The following is a 19,188-nucleotide window of genomic DNA, read 5'->3' as shown; positions in this document are numbered from 1 at the left end:
ATAGACAGCAAATACGCTCTTATAGAGCGTATTTTTCTTCCCACTCCCGTTCGATTGCCTTTCCCGCCTCAAGCGAAGCGGGCACGTCGATGACCCGCTGGTTCCTGCTCCCGCGAAACTGCAAAGACAGGCTGCGTTCCTCCAGAACGAACTTCCCGTCCACCAGAATGTCCGTTTCCCGCAAAAGGGCCTCCCAGCCTTCGTGAGTCTCAAACCCGGCCAGGAGCTCCTCAAAGGTGTAGCCCGTGTAGGTGATGATGTCGTACCCCGCCTCGTGGGCGGCCTTCGCCAGCCTGGCAAACCCTTCTGCCTGGAAAAACGGGTCCCCGCCCGACAGGGTCAGACCCTTTAGAAGCGGGTTTTTCTTCGCCTCCCGCAACAGGTTTCCCACCGTGGAGCCATACCCGCCCGCCGGGTCGTGGGTTTCGGGGTTGTGGCAGCCCTTGCAGCGGTGAGGGCACCCTTGGGCGAACACCACCATGCGGATGCCCGGCCCGTCCACAATGGACTCCCGGATCACCCCCGCCAGCCGCAGCGGCGTTTCTTCCAGCGTCTGCATTTTGATTGCTCCTTTGCGTCCTGGACGGTCACGCCGTCCAGTTTTTTTACGCCATAAGGCGGGCAGGAGAGTCCTCCTGCCCGCCTTTCCCTTCTTATCTTAACGGCCCAATCAGCCGCCCCTTTTCGCAGCGAAAAAAGAAGAGTCCATTCCGTCACTTAGATCTGTTCCATTTCGCCCGTACCGGTGCCCAGCGAGTGCTTTTTCCGGTCCCGCACCTCGGCGGCCTTCGCGTCGTTAAACCGGTCGAGAGTGCCCACCAAATATCCGGTGATGCGGCGGATGCGCTCGAAGTTGGGGTTTCCGTCCCCTTCCTTGCGGCCGCACTTGGGGCAGGTGTCCCCGATGATGCCGGTAAACCCGCAGACCGGGTCCCGGTCCACCGGATGGTTGACCGAGCCGTACCCGATGCCGGACTCCTTCATGCAGCGGATGACCGATTCAAAGGCTTCCAGGTTCTCGCAGGGATCGCCGTCGAGCTCCACATAGGTAATGTGCCCGCCGTTGGTAAGCGCGTGATAGGGGGCCTCCAGGCGGATTTTATCGAAAGCGGAAATGTCATAATACACCGGGATGTGGAAGGAGTTGGTATAATACTCCCGGTCGGTAACTCCTTCGATGACGCCGTAGCGTTCCCGGTCCATCCGGACAAAGCGGCCCGACAGACCCTCGGCGGGGGTGGCGATCAAGGAGAAGTTGAGCCCGTACTGCTTGGTGGCCTCGTCCATCCGCCGGCGCATGTACCCGACGATGTCCAGCCCCAGGTTCTGCGCTTCCTTGGACTCACCGTGGTGCTTGCCGGTCAGGGCCTTGAGGGCCTCGGCCAGGCCGATAAAGCCTAAGGTCAGCGTGCCGTGCTTGAGCACCTCCCGCACATAATCCTCCGCACCTAGCTTGTCCGAATCGATCCAGATGCCCTGGCCCATAAGGAAGGGATAGTTTTTCACCTTCTTGTTGGCCTGCAGCTCGAACCGCTCGAGAAGCTGGCGGATGACCAGGTCGATTTTGCGGTCCAAGTCCTCAAAGAACATGTCCACATTCCCGTGAGCCCGGATGGCCAGACGGGGGAGGTTTACCGACGTAAAGGACAGGTTGCCCCGGCCGTTGACGATTTCCCGTGAGGGATCGAAGGAGTTTGCCATGACCCTCGTGCGGCAGCCCATGTACGCCACCTCCGTCTCCGGATGGCCCTCCTTGTAGTACTGCAGGTTGAAGGGCGCGTCGATAAAGGAGAAGTTGGGGAACAGGCGCTTGGCGCTCACCCGGCAGGCCAGCTTGAACAGGTCGTAGTTGGGCTCGCCCGGGTTATAGTTGACGCCTTCCTTGACTTTGAAGATGTGAATGGGGAAAATAGGGGTTTCCCCGTTGCCAAGGCCCGCCTCGGTGGCCAGCAGCACGTTTCGGATGACCATGCGGCCCTCCGGCGACGTGTCCAGCCCATAGTTGATGGAGCTGAAGGGAATCTGCGCGCCGGCGCGGGAATGCATGGTGTTGAGGTTATGGACGAACGCCTCCATGGCCTGGTAGGTGGCCCGGTCGGTTTCCGCCACCGCGTGCTTTAAAGCAAACTTTTGGCATTTCTTCGCCGCGTCTTCCCCCACCACTTCGCTCAAAAGCGGGAATTCCGCCTCACAGTAGCCGTTGTCGTTGGCGAGGACGGGGGAGAGGCCCTCTTGGGCCTTTACCGTCTCCAGAAGCTTCTTCGCCACCGGCTCGCCGCTTTCCACATCGGTGAGCATTTCAATGGCCCGGGCCAGGTTCTGCCGGTAGATGCGCCGATAGGTCTTGGCCACCCCCTTGGCCATGCCGTAGTCGAAGTTGGGGATGGACTGGCCGCCGTGCTGGTCGTTCTGGTTGGACTGGATGGCGATACACGCCAGCGCCGAATAGCTGGCAATGTCGTTTGGTTCCCGCAGATAGCCGTGACCGGTGGAGAAGCCGCCTTCAAACAGCTTCTCAATATCGATCTGGCAGCAGGTGGTGGTGAGCATTAAGAAGTCCAGGTCGTGGATGTGGATGTCCCCTTCCCGGTGGGCTCTCGCGTGCTCCGGATGAAGCACGTACATCTCGTAGAACTGCTTGGCCCCCTCCGAGCCGTACTTGAGCATGGTGCCCATGGCCGTGTCCCCGTCGATGTTGGCGTTTTCCCGCTTGATGTTGTTCTCCCGGGACTCTTTGAAGGTCAGGTCCTCGTAGGTTTTCATCAGCCGGGTGTTCATCTCCCGCACCCGGGTGCGTTCCGCCCGGTAAAGGATGTATTCCTTCGCGGTGCGGGAATGGCCGTTTTCAATCAGGACCTTTTCCACCACGTCCTGAATCTGTTCCACAGACGGTTCCGTCAGATGCAACACATGGTCCATATACCCCACGACTTCATTGGCAAGCTCAATAGCTTCTTCCTTTGATTTGCCGCCGGTCACCTGAAAAGCCTTGTAGATCGCTTCGGATATTTTGTCCATATTCAGCGGGACCTTGCGCCCGTCCCGCTTGATGATGGTTGTGATCATGGGGCACCCTCCTACACAATATCTTGTATTCATTGTTGCGAGCAGGACTAATTATAGAGCATATATAGGAGAGTGTCAAGACAAAATCTCCCTTTGCAAGTGAAAAATAAATCGACCAAACTTGTCATTTTTTGCACCAAACGGGAAGTTGCGTTAACGCATCCGTTTCCTTGTTTGACCAAAGAATCCGTGACCTGTACCCGGGTACCTGTTTCACCATATTTGTCCATTTGAGCGGCTTTTTAGAAGAAGCCGGACACGAAAAAGATACCCCTTGCCGTATCCCCTTTGCAGAAAAAACAAGCTGGCTTCCATTGCATATCGTCAATGAAAGCCAGCTAAACTATTGAGTTGTTAATAATGTTTCTCTCCCATTCTTAACAAATATTCGAAAAACAAAATCCGTTTGCAGAATCTAACACCTAAATCTTGAACCAATCGCCAAACTTATTTAAAATGTTGGACATTGCTTGCTGCGTTTCCCTTTTCTTTCTCAAAAGCAATTCTTGCTTCCACTGCGAAATGCAAAGAATCCTCGTTCCATGTTGCTCGCCGTCTTCTTGCGCCTGAACACACACCGTTTCCTTGAACCTTGGATTTCTCCCCCTTGTCAGCAAGCCGTTCGCCTTTTGATGTCCATTTCTCTGCGCCTTCTGCCTAACGACGGTAACACACCTTATTGTTTGTTTCATGCACCCTCAAGCGACCGCTTCCGGTTCAACTTTGAGGGATTACCCAAACCGGGTATCTGCATAAGGGTTAGCGTCAATGAAACATGGCCGAGAAATGTTTTCCTGCAAGGGAACGGAATATATTTTGCTGCGCGTCTTTTTTGCAATGGCACCAAATATAATATTGTTTCCATTCAAAGCCGCAGGACCGATTGTGTGCGTATCTTTTTTCTGCGTTGCGCTTCGTCTTGGCACATGGATTCAAACGCTTACTCCGAACTACCTCCTCGGAGCCTCTTCCAAATCACATTGCCGTTTGAGAAAAGAACGTAGGGACTTCCCGTTTTCTGGAGCACAAGCTGTCCGGATACCCGAAAATTTGCATTCAGTTCACTAAATGTTGAAATGGCAGCTAGTTTTCCATTTCCAGTTTTTGTTGTTTACCGGATCCGTTTTCTCACGAATGGTACTCTTCTCAAAAAGCCACCTACAGAAACGGAATACTATACATACCGACACTGGGGATGAACACCACAATACCCGATACGTTTTCGGCAGTCATACCTCTCTGAACCGGAAGAAAACGAAATGGATTGGGAAAAAGCACTGCGTTTCTGCAATGGAACCGTTTTAACGCCTTCAATGAGAAATGCGCTTTCGATGCCTGCCGATTCCTACACTACCTTTTCATCCCCGCAAACGCTTTCCTGTTTTAAAAGACATTTGCCGTCCTCTTTCAAAGGGGAAGCTGTCGATCCGATAAACCTGATGCATGGAATGATGCTTCCAGATTACATTCTGTCCCTCGCAAAAGCAACTCCAAGGGTTAGGGCGATTAAACCATGATCTGTGGTAGCTTCTGCGGTTTCCTCACACCACATTGGAATCACCTCCTGTCTTTATTATATGCAATCCTGGGAAAATGTCAAGTGCTTTTAGCAAAAAACTTTTAAAAATTTATAAAGTTTTCAGATATAATACCTACAATTCGAATTTTTTTGCTTTTGCTTCTTATTTATGCCGTTTGCGGCTTAAATATGTTTGAATTTCGAAATTTAATAAAAAACGCGCCCGCCGTTTGCGCTGGCGGGCGCGTCTGTGTCTTTCTGTTATAGGGCGGGGCTTATTATACGTTGAAGCGGAACAGCACCACGTCGCCGTCGTGCATCACATACTCTTTCCCCTCTGAGCGTACCAGGCCCTTCTCCTTCGCGGCCGTCATGGAGCCGCAGGCCACCAGATCATCGTAGGAGACGATTTCCGCCCGGATGAAGCCCCGCTCAAAGTCGGTGTGAATTTTGCCCGCCGCCTGGGGCGCTTTGGTTCCGTTCGTAATGGTCCAAGCCCGCACTTCCTGGGGACCCGCCGTCAGGTAGGAGATGAGCCCCAGCAAGTGATAGCTTTTGCGGATAAGCCGGTCAAGACCGGAATCGCTAAGCCCCATGTCGGACAGAAAGAGTGCCTTTTCCTCCGGCTCCATCCCGGAGATCTCCGCCTCAATTTCTGCGCAGATGGGCAGAACCTCTGCATTTTCCGCCTTGGCGATTTCCTCCACCGCCGCGTAATGAGGATTGTCCGACAAGTCTCCCTTAAAGTCGTTCTCGCTCAGATTTGCCGCATAAATCACCGGCTTATTGGTCAACAGGGCCACGGAGGAAAGAATCTCAGCCTCCTCCGGCGTGCAGGCGACGCTTCGGGCGGGACGCCCCTCTTCCAGCTCGGCGGCCACCCGGGTCAAAAATTCCGCCTCGGCAAGATAGGACTTGTCTCCCTTGGCTAGCTTTTTGGCCTTGTCGATACGCCGCTCCAGCATCTCCAGGTCGGAGAAAATCAGCTCTAAGTTGATGGTCTCGATGTCCCGCTTGGGGTCCACGCTGCCGTCCACATGCACAATGTCGTCGTTTTCAAAGCAGCGTACTACGTGCACCACCGCGTCTACCTCCCGGATGTTGGCCAGAAATTTGTTACCCAGGCCTTCCCCCTTGGACGCGCCCCGTACCAATCCTGCGATGTCCACAAATTCGATGACCGCCGGCGTATATTTTTCCGGATGGTACATGTCCGCCAGTACATCCAGACGCTTATCCGGCACCGCCACCACGCCCACGTTTGGTTCGATGGTGCAAAAGGGATAGTTGGCGCTCTGTGCGCCGGCGTTGGTAATGGCGTTGAACAGCGTGCTTTTGCCTACGTTGGGCAGGCCGACAATACCCAGTTTCATTTGTATTCCAAGTCCTTTCCTTCTGACAAGTCAATATAAAATTTATTATACCGGCTCTTGGGCACGAAGGCAAGTTTTTTCCCGGAGAAGGATATGTTTAGGCGTACTCTTCCTAATCTGGAAAAAATTTCGATGAAATTGAAAAAGAAACTTGTTTTAAAGGAAAAAATGTTCTATAATACAACTAAGGTGAATAATTTTCACAAAATATTTATAAAATTTGTTCCGGCCTGCGGCAAAAGCAGAGAACCGGTTCTTACCGCGAGGCGGATGATAGGAGGAAGCATATGCCGATTATTGTGAATTTGGATGTCATGATGGCGAAACGAAAAATTGGACTGACGGAGCTTTCCCAGCGGGTAGGAATCACTCTTGCAAACCTTTCGATTCTCAAAAACAACAAAGCCAGAGCGGTGCGTTTTTCCACACTGGAAACCATCTGCCGGGAGCTCAAATGCCAGCCGGGTGATATTCTGCAATATGTAGAGGATAAATCGGAAATCTGGGATTGAAGATGGATTTTTCTAAGCGCGGCAAAACGGAAAGGAATGGATTCTTCTTTTCGTTTTGCCGCGCTTTTTTCGCTTGGGGAGGCCGCTTTGACAAAAGACTGGGCTTTTTGACTAAAAACTGTGGCGAAAAAACCGCCGATTTGTCCGGCCGCCCGGGCAGCGGCACTTGCGCAACTGCCCGGCTCTGATTATAATAGGAGAAGTATACGCGCAAGCCGCAGTCATTTGTTCGGAAAGGGACAAGCCGTCCTTTCATTCCCAGGCAAGGCAGAAAAGCGTTCGTATTTACAACCGAAAGGAGTACCGCTATGAATTATTCCCGTGAAGTGGAAAACATGTGTGTCGTCGCAAAAGGTCCCCATCATGGTCCGGCTCCCATCCCGGAAGAGGGAAAGTGGGTCAAGGCCTATGAAATTAAGGACATCTCCGGTTTAAGCCATGGTATTGGCTGGTGCGCGCCCCAGCAGGGCACCTGCAAGCTGACTCTCAATGTCAAGGATGGTATCGTAGAGGAGGCGCTGGTGGAGACCATCGGTTGCTCCGGTATGACCCATTCGGCCGCTATGGCCGCCGAGATTCTGCCCGGCAAGACCCTTTTGGAATGTTTAAACACCGATCTGGTGTGCGACGCCATCAACGTGGCCATGCGTGAAATCTTCAAGCAGCTGGCCTATGGCCGTTCCCAGACCGCGTTCTCCGAGGGCGGCCTGCCCGTGGGCGCCGGCCTTGAGGATCTGGGCAAGGGCCTTCGTTCCCAGGTGGGTACCATGTATTCCACCCGCGCCAAGGGCGTGCGTTTCATGGAAATGGCGGAAGGCTATGTCCTTTCCATCGCGCTGGATGAAAACGACGAGGTAATCGGCTACAAGTTCGTGCGCCTGGGCAAGATGCTCGAGGACATCCGTCACGGCGTCGCCCCGAACGAGGCGTATGAAAAGAACATCGGTCAGTACGGCCGGTACGACAACGCCGCCAAGTACATCGACCCGCGTGAGGAATAAGAGAGAAGGAGGACAACCCACATGGCAAACGAGGTAATGTTTGAAGGCAAAGAAAGACGCATGCAAAAGATCGAAAAATGTCTTGCGGAATATGGAATCGCCAGCCTGGAAGAGGCCCGTGAGCTTTGCGTGAGCAAGGGCTTTGACCCGGGCGCCATTGTCAAGGATGTTCAGCCCATCGCGTTTGAAAACGCCGCCTGGGCGTATACGCTCGGCTGCGCGGTTGCGATCAAGAAGGGCTGCAAGTCCGCGGCGGACGCGGCGGAAGCCATCGGAATCGGCCTGCAGGCGTTCTGCATTCCCGGCTCGGTGGCCGAGCAGAGAAACGTGGGCCAGGGCCACGGTAATCTGGGCGCCATGCTCCTTAGAGAAGAGACCAAGTGCTTCGCCTTCCTGGCGGGCCATGAGTCCTTTGCGGCGGCGGAAGGCGCCATCGGCATCGCCCGCACCGCCAACAAGGTGCGCAAGGACCCCCTGCGCGTCATCCTCAACGGCCTGGGCAAGGATGCGGCTTATATCATTTCGAGAATCAACGGCTTTACCTTTGTGGAAACCGATTATGATTTCTATACCGGCGAGCTGAAGGTGGTCAGCGAGAAGGCCTTCTCCGAGGGCGAGCGTGCCAAGGTTAAGTGCTACGGCGCCAACGACGTGCTTGAGGGCGTGGCCATCATGAAGCACGAGGGCGTGGACGTGTCCATCACCGGCAACTCCACCAACCCCACCCGTTTCCAGCACCTGGTGGCGGGCACCTATAAGAAGTGGGCCAACGAGAACGGCGTGAAGTACTTCTCGGTGGCTTCCGGCGGCGGCACCGGCCGCACCCTGCATCCGGACAACATGGCGGCGGGTCCGGCTTCCTACGGCCTGACCGACTCCATGGGACGCATGCACGGCGACGCCCAGTTCGCGGGCTCTTCCTCCGTGCCGGCGCACGTGGAAATGATGGGCCTCATCGGCATGGGCAACAACCCCATGGTCGGCGCGACGGTGGCCTGTGCAGTCGCGGTGGAAGAGGCAATGAAATAAGGCGCAAAGCCGCATAAATATTAGATTTTTAACGATAGGGTGCTTGGTGTGATTTACACCAAGCACCCTATTTTTTCATCTAAACCCGGTGTTGTCTGCCATTTACCAACGCAGGAATAAGACGCTGTGAAATTTGTTTGTCCAACATATGCCTCCGGTACATGCTTTTAGAACATTCCATATTTTTTCGTTCATCCTCCCTGTTCAATGCAACTCGTATTTCGTAATAATCTGCAAGTCTCCATACCCGAGCTGCTGAAATAACAAATCGAATGAATGGATAGATATGAAAAACAATGACATAATAATCAAACGTAAGAAAAACAATCCGGTAAGAAAGGCGAGGTGGACGGTTTGCTGCCAAGCATACGCACTGCCCCAAATGGGGACGGAACGCATACTCTGATTTTGAATTTTCCAAGAGAGGACGCGGAATTTGCCAAAGAATTCTGTCGAAGCCAAGATCGTAGGAATAAGTCTACGGATTTGAAAGAAAAGATCTTGGAACAAGCCAAAAAGTTTAAAATCACAAGTGTAAAAATTCTCATATCCGGTGTGCTGGTAGCCACCTTCGCTTTTTCTTCTTTGTTATCGGCATTTGCTGCCAATGACCGGTATACCATGGGTTATCTTTACAGCGGGACGGATGTGCAGCAGATTGAATATGTTAACCAGGCCAATCATGCGTTGGATACGGTTTCTCCCAGCTATTTTGATATCCAGGAAGACGGCAGCCTGAAGCTCAACTATCTCAGCCCCTTTTTTATTAAGAGCATGCATGAAAAAGGGATAAAGGTAGTCCCGTTCCTGAGCAACCATTGGAATCGGACGGCGGGTATCAATGCATTGGACGATGTCGAATCGCTCTCTGACCAGCTGGCAGATTATATTGAGGAATACGATTTGGATGGCATCAACGTGGATATTGAGAATGTCACTCATGAGCAGCGGGATTCGTATACCGAGCTTGTGCGGTTGCTGCGGGAAAAAATCCCTGCGGATAAGGAGGTCTCGGTAGCTGTTGCAGCCAATCCGAACAACTGGCAGACTGGTTGGCATGGCTCCTACGATTATACGGCTCTCGCTCGATATGCGGATCACTTGGTGATTATGGCGTATGACGAACATTATGAGGGAGGAGAAGCAGGGCCGGTAGCCAGTATGGATTTTGTGGAAAGCTCGATCCAATATGCCTTGAGCAAAACGACTGCGGATAAAATTGTTATTGCCGTTCCATTTTATGGACGAGTATGGAGCCTGGACGACGGCCGGATTGCGGGAAAAGGCGTCAGCAGCAAAGTCATTCAGAAGATTCTTGCAGATTGTAAGGCGACCGTCCAGTATGACGAAGCCAGCCAGTCCGTGAAAGCGGAGGTTATAGTCACCGAAGCGGACGGAAAATACACCGTCGGCGGAAATTTTGTTCTGCAGCCGGGACGGTATGTCGTATGGTTTGAAAACGACCGGTCTTATGAAGAAAAACTGGGACTGATTGAGAAATATGACTTGAAAGGGGCCGGCGCCTGGTCGTTGGGGCAGGAGGATACCTCCATATGGGATCGCTATGAGGAATGGGTCAACGGTGATGAAACGGATGCAGGGGATCCCCCTTCTGCCACGCCCCCGCAGCCGGAACCGCCCGTTTTGCCGGAACCGCCTGTTCCCCCTGTGGATGACGAGGCGGAATTCGAGCCGCCGACGGAAACTCCATTTATCACTGCCTATATCAAACGGGATTACACCAGTGTGTCGGTGTATCAAAATCCCAATTTAAGGGGAAAGGTAATTGCCGCCTTGTCCGCAGGAGAAACGATCTCCGTCCGGGAAAGCAAACCTGGTGTCTACCAGGTGCGGCTTTCCGACGGGCGCATGGGCTATTTGTCCGCCACCTATATCACCTTTGAAAAAGAACCGGAAACACCGGCTCCGGTGCCTCCTTCCCAGGAGTATTTTCTCCACCGGGTGCAGCCTGGAGAGACGCTATGGAAGCTTGCACAGCAATATCTGGGGCAAGGCAGCCGTTACACAGAGATCGTGCAGCTCAACGGACTGACAAGCGACCGGATTTATCCGGGTATGGAGTTGAAGATACCTGGGGCCTCAGAGGAGCCGCCGGTAAAGCCGGAAGCCTCCTATCAAGAGTATACTGTCAAACGGGGAGACTCTCTATGGAAAATTGCCCGAAAGTATCTTGGTTCCGGCAGTCGGTATACAGAAATCATAGAGATAAACGGTTTGAAGAGCGAGACGGTTCATCCTGGACAGATTCTCAAGCTGCCGGTCTCCTGATCCTCTTTGTCTGAGAATCGCCGGCGCTCTTTTAAAAAAGCATGGGGAACAGCAAAACCGCCGTTCCCCATGCTTTTTCTATATACCAAGCCTATCGCTTGCCAGCATCGGCATCCTCGCTGTTTACGGATACTTCCCGCGTCTAGTCCCTGCTTTTTGCGGGATACTCTCGTCCTGAAGCGCCGGAAAGCCTTTGCTGTTGAAGATGGCGGACGTCTGCGAGGAAAACGCTAGCCTTGCCATATAAAAAGGAAGAGTCCATTTCATGAAAAACAACCATACGGGGGTTGAATCATGAAGCGGAGGCATTTTATTTAAATTATCCGGAAGCATAATTCTGTATACCGTCAAAAAGATGTCGCAGCCTATTCCGTATAAACCAAGTCCGCATGTATTCCCTAAATCAGAGCAGGGCTGCTTCCTACACGGAAGTTAGGCTCTTATAGAGCCTGCAAAGAGACGCTGGAACGGTTTTTAGCAGAATGAAGGACGGAATTTGACGGATCCAAATTGGGACAGCCTGATTGGGCGAAAGATACCAATTGGACGCTATTTGCCGAGAAACGAACAAGAAGCACGAAAAGCAATGCAATGAATGTGTAAATAAGATGCATAAATATGGATAAATCATGAATTTTGGGTCAAGAAAAAATAGACATGAAAATCATAAAAAAGGAAAGATTTTAGGCTGTTATTGTAGTAGAAAAAGCGAATAGCCGGAAATACAAGATAAAAGATAAGCGGAAAACGGACCATAGCATAAAGTTGTACTTACATATAATTGATAAATTTTTTTATTATTATGAATAATTTTTGTTAATTTTTTCTTGCATCTTATAATTTTTGTATATATAATTAACTCGTATCCACTTGTTGGATACCAAAAATGAAGGGAGATGTTAGAATGAGAATGAAAAAAGCAATGGCAGTTGCGATGGCGGCTGCCATGCTTGCCGCAGGAAGCACAACGATGGGCTTTACCGCGGCGGCAGAGCCGGCAGCGTCCTACCCGTATCAACTGGTGGACTTTACCGACTTTGAAAACGGCGATACCTGGGGTTTTGTATCGACCGACCAAAATGTCGCTCCGGTCACCGTCGTGGACCAGACCGATGCGAACAAGGCTTTGGAATGGGCCATCAACCGCAGCCGCAGCACTCGAAACGGCGGCATGTACAATGTGGAAAAACGGTTTGACACTCCCATCTACGGCGAGCAGGTCAAGGTGGAATTTGACTGGCGGCCCGGCGAGACCGACTATGTCAAGAGAGAGGGCCTTGTGCATCTTGCGCAGGTGTCCCTGATCGACGAGGACCGCAACGTTATTTTCTCCATCAACAACAACGTCCTGCACGACGGTTACCTGAGCTATACCGTGGGCGAGGGCGGAACCTCCAACGGTTCCTACCGTAAGATGCTCCCGTTCAGTGATATCTGGGCGTGGTATCATGTGTCCATCGAGGTGGACTTTGCCAAGGACGAGGTCAACCTGGTGATTTACGACAAGGCCAATCCCGAGGCGGTTACCACCGTTTCCGGCATCGACCTGTCGGTTTCCAACCAGCTGGGGAACCTGGGTCACATCGACCTGCGTATGATCCGCCCCGGCGGCGACTGCATGATTCTCGACAGCATGCTGATCGACAACATGGCTGTCTATAAGACCGCGTCGACCGAGGATACGGCGGTTTCCACTCCTGCTGAGTACGACTTCACCACCGTCTATGTGGGCGCCGCCCCGACTTTGGCGGATGTGAAGCTGCCAAGCGTCGTGGATGTGAAGCTTGCCAACGGCAACACCGTTTCCGTACCAGTCACGTCCTGGTCCTGCCCGGATTATAACAATGCCGTGTCCGGCATGTACCTGGCCACCGCTACCCTGGGCACGGCTCAAGGTGTGACCTTAAGCCGCGATCTGACCGCTCACATGTGGGTGTACGTCCGCGAGACGGTGGAGAACCGCCTGGAGGTTTCCCGCTTGGTGGAGAACCTAGACCGGGGCGTGGTGGCGCTGCAGGCGGATGACGGCATTTTCGTCAGCTGGCGTCTGCTCGCTTCCGAGTACCAGGCCGACATCGCTTTTAACGTCTACCGCAATGGAAGCAAGATAAACGAAACTCCCATCACCACCAAAACCAATCTGCTCGATCCGCTCGGGAAACCCGGCGACGAATATGTGGTGCAGACCATCAAGCCCAACGAGAGCGAATGGAGCGAGGCGGTTACCGCTTCGAGTGAGAACTTCTTAAGCATTCCGATCCAGAAGCCGGCCAACACCACGGATGTGTCTGGCAAACAAAACATCTCTTACAATGCCAACGACATCATGACCGCCGACCTGGACGGCGACGGCCAGTATGAGTACATCGTGCGCTGGTATCCCAGCAACGGCGTGGACTCCGGCTCCAACGGCCGCCTGACCGGCCCGACCATTTTCGACGCTTACGATACCGACGGCACCATCCTGTGGCGCATCAACATCGGTTATAACATGACCTCCGGCGAGCACTATAACCAGCTGACCGTTCAGGATTACAACGGTGACGGCAAGGCGGAGGTCGCGCTCTTAACGGCGGACGGCACCACTGTTTACGCGCCCGACCGCGCCACCAACACCATTGATATGGATTGCCCTCTCGCGGTAATCGGTGACCCGACGGCGGATTACGTCATCCGTACCAATTCCGAAAAGAACAATTCCGCCAACCGCGTCGGTCATATCAGCGAAGACGCCACCATCTTCTTCACCATGTTCGACGGCGCTACCGGCGCTCCCATCGACACGGTGGACTATTACGCCCAGACGGTCAACGCCGGTTTCTGGGGCGACTTGGACTACAACCGTTCCGACCGCTATAAGGCCACCTCCGCCTTCATTCAGGATGCGGACGGCGCCGCCACCGGCCACAACGCGGCTTTGATGTGCAGAGGCTATTACGAGCGCACCACTGTGGCGGCCTATTCTCTCGATGAGAACAATAAGATCCGTCTCGACTGGGCCCATGACACCTGGTACTATGACGAGGAAGCGCAGACATGGAAACCCAAGGACGGCAACAATTTCTATGAATGCCGCGGCGCGCACTCCACCACGGTTGCCGACGTGGACAACGACGGTTTTGACGAGTTCATCGGCGGCGCCTATTGCCTCGACCAGGACGGTACGGTTCTTTGGTCTGCTGACGGTCTCTTCGGCCGCCCGAATCTGGCCCACGGCGACGCCCTGCACGTGGGCGCCTTCCTGCCCGGCGTGGACGGCCTCCAGCTGATGATGCCCCACGAAGAGCTGCAGGACCGCACCAACTCCGTTTCCTTCCTGGATGCGGCTACCGGCGAGTGCCTCTCCGGTAACGATACCAACACCGGCGACGTGGGCCGCGGCGTCATCGCCAACATCGACCCGAACCCGGGCTTTGAGTATTGGGCCTCCGGCTATCCGGTCTATTCCGCCGTTGACGGCTCGGTGGCGTATGAATCCCAGGGCGGCATGCCCACGAACTTTACCGTCTATTGGGACGGCGACCTGCTCACCGAAAATCTCGATAAGACCAACGTGACCAAGCCGGTTGTCGGCGAAGTGGACGGTAAGCCCGCCATTACCGGCAACACCACCCTGCTGAGTATGACCGGAACCACCCACGGCAACGGCTCCAAGGGCGTTCCCGGCCTGACGGCGGACGTGCTGGGTGACTGGCGTGAGGAAATCATTATGAGAACCTCCGACAATACCGCCATCCGCATCTACTCCACCACCACTCCCACCGACTACATGATTTATACCCTAATGCACGACAGCGCCTACCGTATGCAGTGCGCCGGCCAGATGGGCGCTTACAACCAGCCTAATCACCTGAGCTTCTATCTGGGCGAAGACGTCCGGGATCAGATCCTCAATATGGAGCTTGTGAAACCCAATACCTACACGGTGGAATACAGTGCGGTGGCGGAAGCCTCTGCAACGCCCAATCCCGTTTCGCCCGACGAACCTTTCACCGCTACCATCGTGACCGATCTGACGGTGGATTGGATTGACCTGTATAACGAGGCGGGCAACGGCCTGGTCAGCACGAACAGAAGCATGGTCGAGGCAAACGGACTTCGCACCTGGACTCTGACCACTTCTCTGGGCACTGCCGGCGAGCGTACCCTCTCCATCGGAACCACCCTTGCGGACGGCAGCTTTGTGATGTCTTCCAAGCAGCTGAACGTGAAAGTGGAAAAGACCATCTCCGGCGATCCCGATTCGTTCCGGTTTGTCAAGGTTACGCCGAAGTTTGACGTTGCGAAGGTAAACACACCGATTACCTATGAAGTCGTGACTGAAGGCGATGTGGAACGTCTGGCCTTCTTCAACGAATCCGGCGCCGGTCTTACCACGGTTAACACTGTGGTCGAGCAAGGCAATCAGAAGGTCTGGACCATCAGCGTACCGCTGGGCACGCCCGGTAAGCGGACCCTGTCCATCCGTGCGAAGCTGCCCGGAGGCGCGTGGAGCGACGGCTATGACGTTTCCCTTACCATCGCACGCTGACCCGCACAGCCGGATGCGAGCAATTGACTTCCCTGCTGGCTGATGTTTGCCCCACAATGGACGGGCTTTCCCTGTAACCGGCAAAAACGGCCCGGGATTCTGAAAAATCAGAATCCCAGGCTTTGTTTTTGCGTTTTTTCTGTATCTGAAAAGATCCGCTTCATACGCGTACATGCCGTACGGGAAGCTCCCGGTAAAAGCAATCCGAACCAGTTTGCTTCCAAGGCCAGAGAGGAAAAAGTCCGTATTGCGTAATTCGCTGGACGGCATCCCGCTATAGGAAGCCGAAGCGGAAAAGACACTTTTTTCTTTTTGCTGCAAAAGCAAAGGCGGCAGAGAATCTTAGGGTCTATGCCGCCTTTGCCCATCGAAAGGGGGGACATATGAATGTCCGATCCTTTTTAGAAAGGAAGCGGTTACCAGCGTCCGACGCCGGGCTGCTGGCCACCCATACCTCCGCCGCCCATGCCGGAGTTCCCCTGGGTGGTCACCATTGCCGACAGGGTGATGGACTGAGACTGGTTGCCTGCCGACAGGGTATAGGTTTCTCCCTGGATCATCTGCGGGCAGCTGATCGCAACGCACTGGTAGGATTTAGCGGGCGAGTAGGCCGCTAGTGTGTTTCCCTGGCTGTCCGTCAGGGTAACGGCGGTACCGGCGGGGAGGGTGGAGGAGAAGCTGTACAGGACGGAGCACTGGGCCGAAGAAGTCGAGAATCCCTGGGCCATTCCGCTCATCCCGGCCGCGATGATGGTGCCGCCGGTGACTTGGGCCGAACCGTCGTAGTCGAGAGCGCTGTTGCCGTCGCTGGAAGAACCGCTGACGTAGACCGTGCCTCCTTCCATGTAAAGGTTTCCGTTGGAATCCAGACCGTCGCCGGAGGCGTTGACGGTGAGGGTGCCGCCGGTGATGCGGATGAACATATCGGAATCGGCGGCGCTTTTGAAGGCGCTTTGTCCGGGCCGGCCGGGCATGGCGGTGTCGCTTCCGCCGGCCGCGTTGACGCCGTCGTCGCTGGCGGTCACCTGGATATCCCCGCCGCTTATGGTAACGCTCAGGCCCTCCAAGCCTTCGTAGCTCTTCTCGATGGTGATAAAGCCGCCGTCGATGGTAAGCGCGCCGTCTGCGTGAACGCCGTCGTCTCCGGTTTGAATCAGGTAGGTGCCGTTATGGAGATGCATGGTGCCGTTGCAGTGCAGGGCGTCGTCGGAGGAATCTATGTCGAAGCCGCCGCCGGAGATCACAAGTTCGGACCCGGCTTTGAGCCCTTTGGCGCTGTCGGAAGAGTCGGTAGAATCGGAGGACGGAGTAGCCGCGGCCCCCATTCCGCCCGGACCCCATCGGCCCCAGGTGTCATTTGCGTTGCCTTGGGAGTCGATGCTGGCGTTTTGGCTGCCGCCGCCGGTAATCAGGGCAAAGTCGCCCCCGTCAATGCGCAGCACCGTTTCGGCCTGAATGGCGTCGGTGCCCGCGGTGATGGTAAAACCGCCGCCCGCGATATAGACATAACCCCGGCCTTCTTCCTCGGCGTTGCTTGCCTGGATGCCGTCGGTGCCGGTTTCCAGAAGGAAGGTGCCGTCGGCGATTTTGACGCAGTCCTTGCCGTAAAGGCCGCCCTTTGCTGCGGTAATCTCATAGGTACCGCCGGTGATCACCAGGTCGTCCTTGGACACCACTGCGTGCTTGTAAGCGGCGTTGATGGTCAGCTTCCCATTCCCGTTAAAGGTCAGGTCCGCCCGGCTGAACACTACCCCGTCCACATTGCTGTCTTCCTCCTCCAGCGTATAGACAGCGCCGCTTTGCAGAAAGTTCTCGGTTCCCTGTGCCAGAGTGACGAACACCTTGTCGGCCTGTTTGACAAAGAGGGCCGCATGGTCTTTGCAGGTGATGGACGCGCCTCCCAGCACAAGCTGGATTTTATCGGTGTCCGCTGCGTCTACCACGAGCTGCCCGTCGGTCAGGGTTCCGCTGACCAAATAGGTTCCTTCGGCAAAAATGGTTACCACCCCGTCCGCGTAAGAGGCGCCCGCGCCGGACAAAGAAACCTCCGCTCCGTCCAGGGCGATTTTCGTGGCGGCGTTTTCCTCATAGCCCACGTCCAGGTCCCGGGAGGAAAACTCGATGTCGATCCCTTCGGCGGAGGTAGACGTTGCCGTGTTGGCGGCCTGGGTGGAACTTGCCGCGCTCTTAGAGGAGGATGAGGGACTTGGCGCAGAATCAGAAAGGCTGCAGCCGGAGAACATAAGCAGGAGGGCGGCGAGAAATAGCATCAAAAACAACCTTTTCATCAAAGCTCCTCCTTTCCAAAGGCAGGATGCCCGCAGAAGATTTCCAGGTTCCCGTTGCGGCAGCGCAGCGCGTCGATCAGCTCTTTTTCCGACTTCGGGTCCCGAAGCACGATCTGGTAGGTCAGTTTAAAAAGGCTCCCCATGTTGCAGGTGCGCACTTCGGTCAGCTTGCATGAAGCGGTATACTGCTGGAAGAGATCGTCGAATACGTCGTTGTAATCGAGGCTTTCCGGAATGGTAATGCGAAGCTCCTTCGCTCCCTTAGCCGCGTCTCCGAAGGAAGTCAGGGAGAAAACCAGATTGGCGCATCCGAGGATCACTACGAACACCGCCGCCGCTGCCAGATATCCCATTCCGGTGGCAAGCCCCACCGCCATGGCTAAAAAGATGCTGGCAATTTCTTTGGCAGACCCCGGAACCGACCGAAAGCGCACCAGACTGAAGGCGCCCATTACCGCCACGCCGGTGCCCAGGTTGCCGTTTACCAGCATGATGACCAGCTGCACTATGGCCGGAAGCAGGGCTAAAGTGACCACAAAGCTTTTGCTGTAGGTGCTTCGAAACATGTAAAGGACGGCGATACTCACCCCCAGCACCAGAGACGCCGCCGTGCAGATAAAAAAGCCTTCCACCGAAAAGCTGGAGGCAGTACTGGTGGAAAGGACGCTGGAAAACAGATCGTTAAGCACAAAAAACCACTCCTCTTTGTTCTTGTGTGTCGTGCAAGGCCGTCAGATACCCGCGCCCGTATTTAGAAAAGGACAAAGGGCGGATTTCATACGCGTCGAGCAGATGGGAAAGCCATAAGGGCATGGCGCCCGGGATTTTGATTTCCATCAGTTGCTGCCCTGGGGCGAGAAGGGGACGCCCAAAGCTGCCCGAGCACAAGTCCAGATCGCTTTCCCGCCAGAGAATCCGGCTGTCGAAGGTGATGCGCAGGTTGGGGTCCTCGGTCCCATAGGCGGCGACCCGGTCGTAGGACAGATACATGGCGGGGCAGAGGCCAGGATAAAACCCCAGCGCCCAGTTGATTTCCCGTTCGATCTGGGAGGCCTGCCCACTCCGGCGCTCCCTTTTCAGAAAACGCATGGCCTCGGTCAGCGGCATGGCGACGCGCCGCTTATAGACGACGCCTTTGTATTTCTTTTTGAGCTCTACGAACACCTGGCTGTCCAGCTGGGGGATTCCATAGCTGCGCAGCCGCAGCTTTTCTTTGTAAACCGGTTTTTCCAGAGAGGCGCGGATGAGCCGGTAGTCGGGCGTGTCGTAGTAGAGGTTGCAGATGGTGGTTTTTCCGTAGTCGTCCTCTTTTATATGGTGCGCAAGCTGTGTGACAAAGGGCTGGTAAACCGCCCCGTCGAGCAGATATTTTTTTTCATAGCGGGCAAACACGTCTTGGTAGCTGTTCATCAAAATTTCCCTTCCTTTCAACCAAAAGGGCATTCCCAAAGAACCCTCCCTTTGTTTGAAATCAGAATACGCCCTTTACTTAAAAGTTACTTAAAAGATACCGGCGTTTTTCCGTATTCCTTTGTGAACGTTTTGAAAACGGAGGCTGCCTAGATAAGAAAAGGGGGGGG

12 protein-coding genes are annotated in these 19,188 nt (G+C 54.5%); 6 read left to right on the top strand and 6 right to left on the bottom strand.

All coding sequences use genetic code 11. The features are described 5' to 3' along the window. Positions 1-19: 19 nt before the first annotated feature. Complete coding sequence (gene nrdG / locus WMO26_RS05770; RefSeq protein WP_349218832.1) at positions 20-559, bottom strand: anaerobic ribonucleoside-triphosphate reductase activating protein; 540 nt, start codon at positions 557-559, stop codon at positions 20-22. 158 nt (positions 560-717) lie between these two features. Beyond that, positions 718-3,066: an anaerobic ribonucleoside triphosphate reductase gene (locus WMO26_RS05765; protein WP_349218830.1), complete on the bottom strand. Its 2,349-nt coding sequence runs from the start codon at positions 3,064-3,066 to the stop codon at positions 718-720. A 1,259-nt stretch (positions 3,067-4,325) separates the two neighbouring features. Between WMO26_RS05765 and WMO26_RS05760 the strand changes: the two genes are divergently transcribed. Then, positions 4,326-4,583: a hypothetical protein gene (locus WMO26_RS05760; protein WP_349218829.1), complete on the top strand. Its 258-nt coding sequence runs from the start codon at positions 4,326-4,328 to the stop codon at positions 4,581-4,583. 280 nt (positions 4,584-4,863) lie between these two features. Here the strand turns inward: WMO26_RS05760 and ychF are convergent, their stop codons facing one another. Next, the gene (gene ychF, locus WMO26_RS05755) at positions 4,864-5,958 is read right to left on the bottom strand and encodes a redox-regulated ATPase YchF (RefSeq protein ID WP_349218828.1); all 1,095 of its coding nucleotides are present in this window, start codon (positions 5,956-5,958) and stop codon (positions 4,864-4,866) included. 287 nt (positions 5,959-6,245) lie between these two features. Here ychF and WMO26_RS05750 point away from each other — a divergent pair, with 287 nt between their 5' ends. The 5 genes from WMO26_RS05750 (at position 6,246) to WMO26_RS05730 (ending at position 15,320) form a co-directional block, all read left to right on the top strand. After that, the gene (locus tag WMO26_RS05750; protein WP_349218826.1) at positions 6,246-6,470 is read left to right on the top strand and encodes a helix-turn-helix domain-containing protein; all 225 of its coding nucleotides are present in this window, start codon (positions 6,246-6,248) and stop codon (positions 6,468-6,470) included. Between the two features lie 308 nt (positions 6,471-6,778). Continuing rightward, a complete protein-coding gene (locus WMO26_RS05745; RefSeq protein ID WP_349218824.1) occupies positions 6,779-7,471 on the top strand; it encodes an iron-sulfur cluster assembly scaffold protein in 693 nt (230 codons plus the stop codon). A gap of 21 nt (positions 7,472-7,492) precedes the next feature. Continuing rightward, positions 7,493-8,500, top strand: coding sequence for a GGGtGRT protein (locus WMO26_RS05740; RefSeq protein ID WP_349218823.1), 1,008 nt, complete (start codon positions 7,493-7,495; stop codon positions 8,498-8,500). Between the two features lie 486 nt (positions 8,501-8,986). Beyond that, complete coding sequence (locus WMO26_RS05735; protein ID WP_349218822.1) at positions 8,987-10,789, top strand: glycosyl hydrolase family 18 protein; 1,803 nt, start codon at positions 8,987-8,989, stop codon at positions 10,787-10,789. A 904-nt stretch (positions 10,790-11,693) separates the two neighbouring features. Beyond that, on the top strand, positions 11,694-15,320 hold the full coding sequence (locus WMO26_RS05730; protein WP_349218820.1) for a rhamnogalacturonan lyase family protein: 3,627 nt from the start codon (positions 11,694-11,696) through the stop codon (positions 15,318-15,320). A 416-nt stretch (positions 15,321-15,736) separates the two neighbouring features. Here WMO26_RS05730 and WMO26_RS05725 read toward each other — a convergent pair whose 3' ends face one another. Genes WMO26_RS05725 through WMO26_RS05715 form a run of 3 tightly spaced genes read right to left on the bottom strand, consistent with a single transcriptional unit; the run spans position 15,737 to position 19,018 of the window. Then, positions 15,737-17,608 (bottom strand): carbohydrate-binding domain-containing protein, encoded by a 1,872-nt coding sequence (locus WMO26_RS05725; RefSeq protein ID WP_349218818.1) that lies wholly within the window; start codon positions 17,606-17,608, stop codon positions 15,737-15,739. Then, positions 17,608-18,297 (bottom strand): DUF4956 domain-containing protein, encoded by a 690-nt coding sequence (locus tag WMO26_RS05720; protein ID WP_349218816.1) that lies wholly within the window; start codon positions 18,295-18,297, stop codon positions 17,608-17,610. The genes WMO26_RS05725 and WMO26_RS05720 overlap by 1 nt, the downstream gene beginning before the upstream one ends. Continuing rightward, on the bottom strand, positions 18,290-19,018 hold the full coding sequence (locus tag WMO26_RS05715; RefSeq protein ID WP_349218815.1) for a polyphosphate polymerase domain-containing protein: 729 nt from the start codon (positions 19,016-19,018) through the stop codon (positions 18,290-18,292). The genes WMO26_RS05720 and WMO26_RS05715 overlap by 8 nt, the downstream gene beginning before the upstream one ends. Between the last annotated feature and the right edge of the window lie 170 nt (positions 19,019-19,188).

It is taken from the genome of Solibaculum intestinale (assembly GCF_040096205.1).
Classification (GTDB): domain Bacteria; phylum Bacillota; class Clostridia; order Oscillospirales; family Acutalibacteraceae; genus Solibaculum_A; species Solibaculum_A intestinale.
The sequence above is the reverse complement of the archived record's forward strand: the minus strand, read 5'-3'. Positions and strand labels throughout refer to the sequence as shown.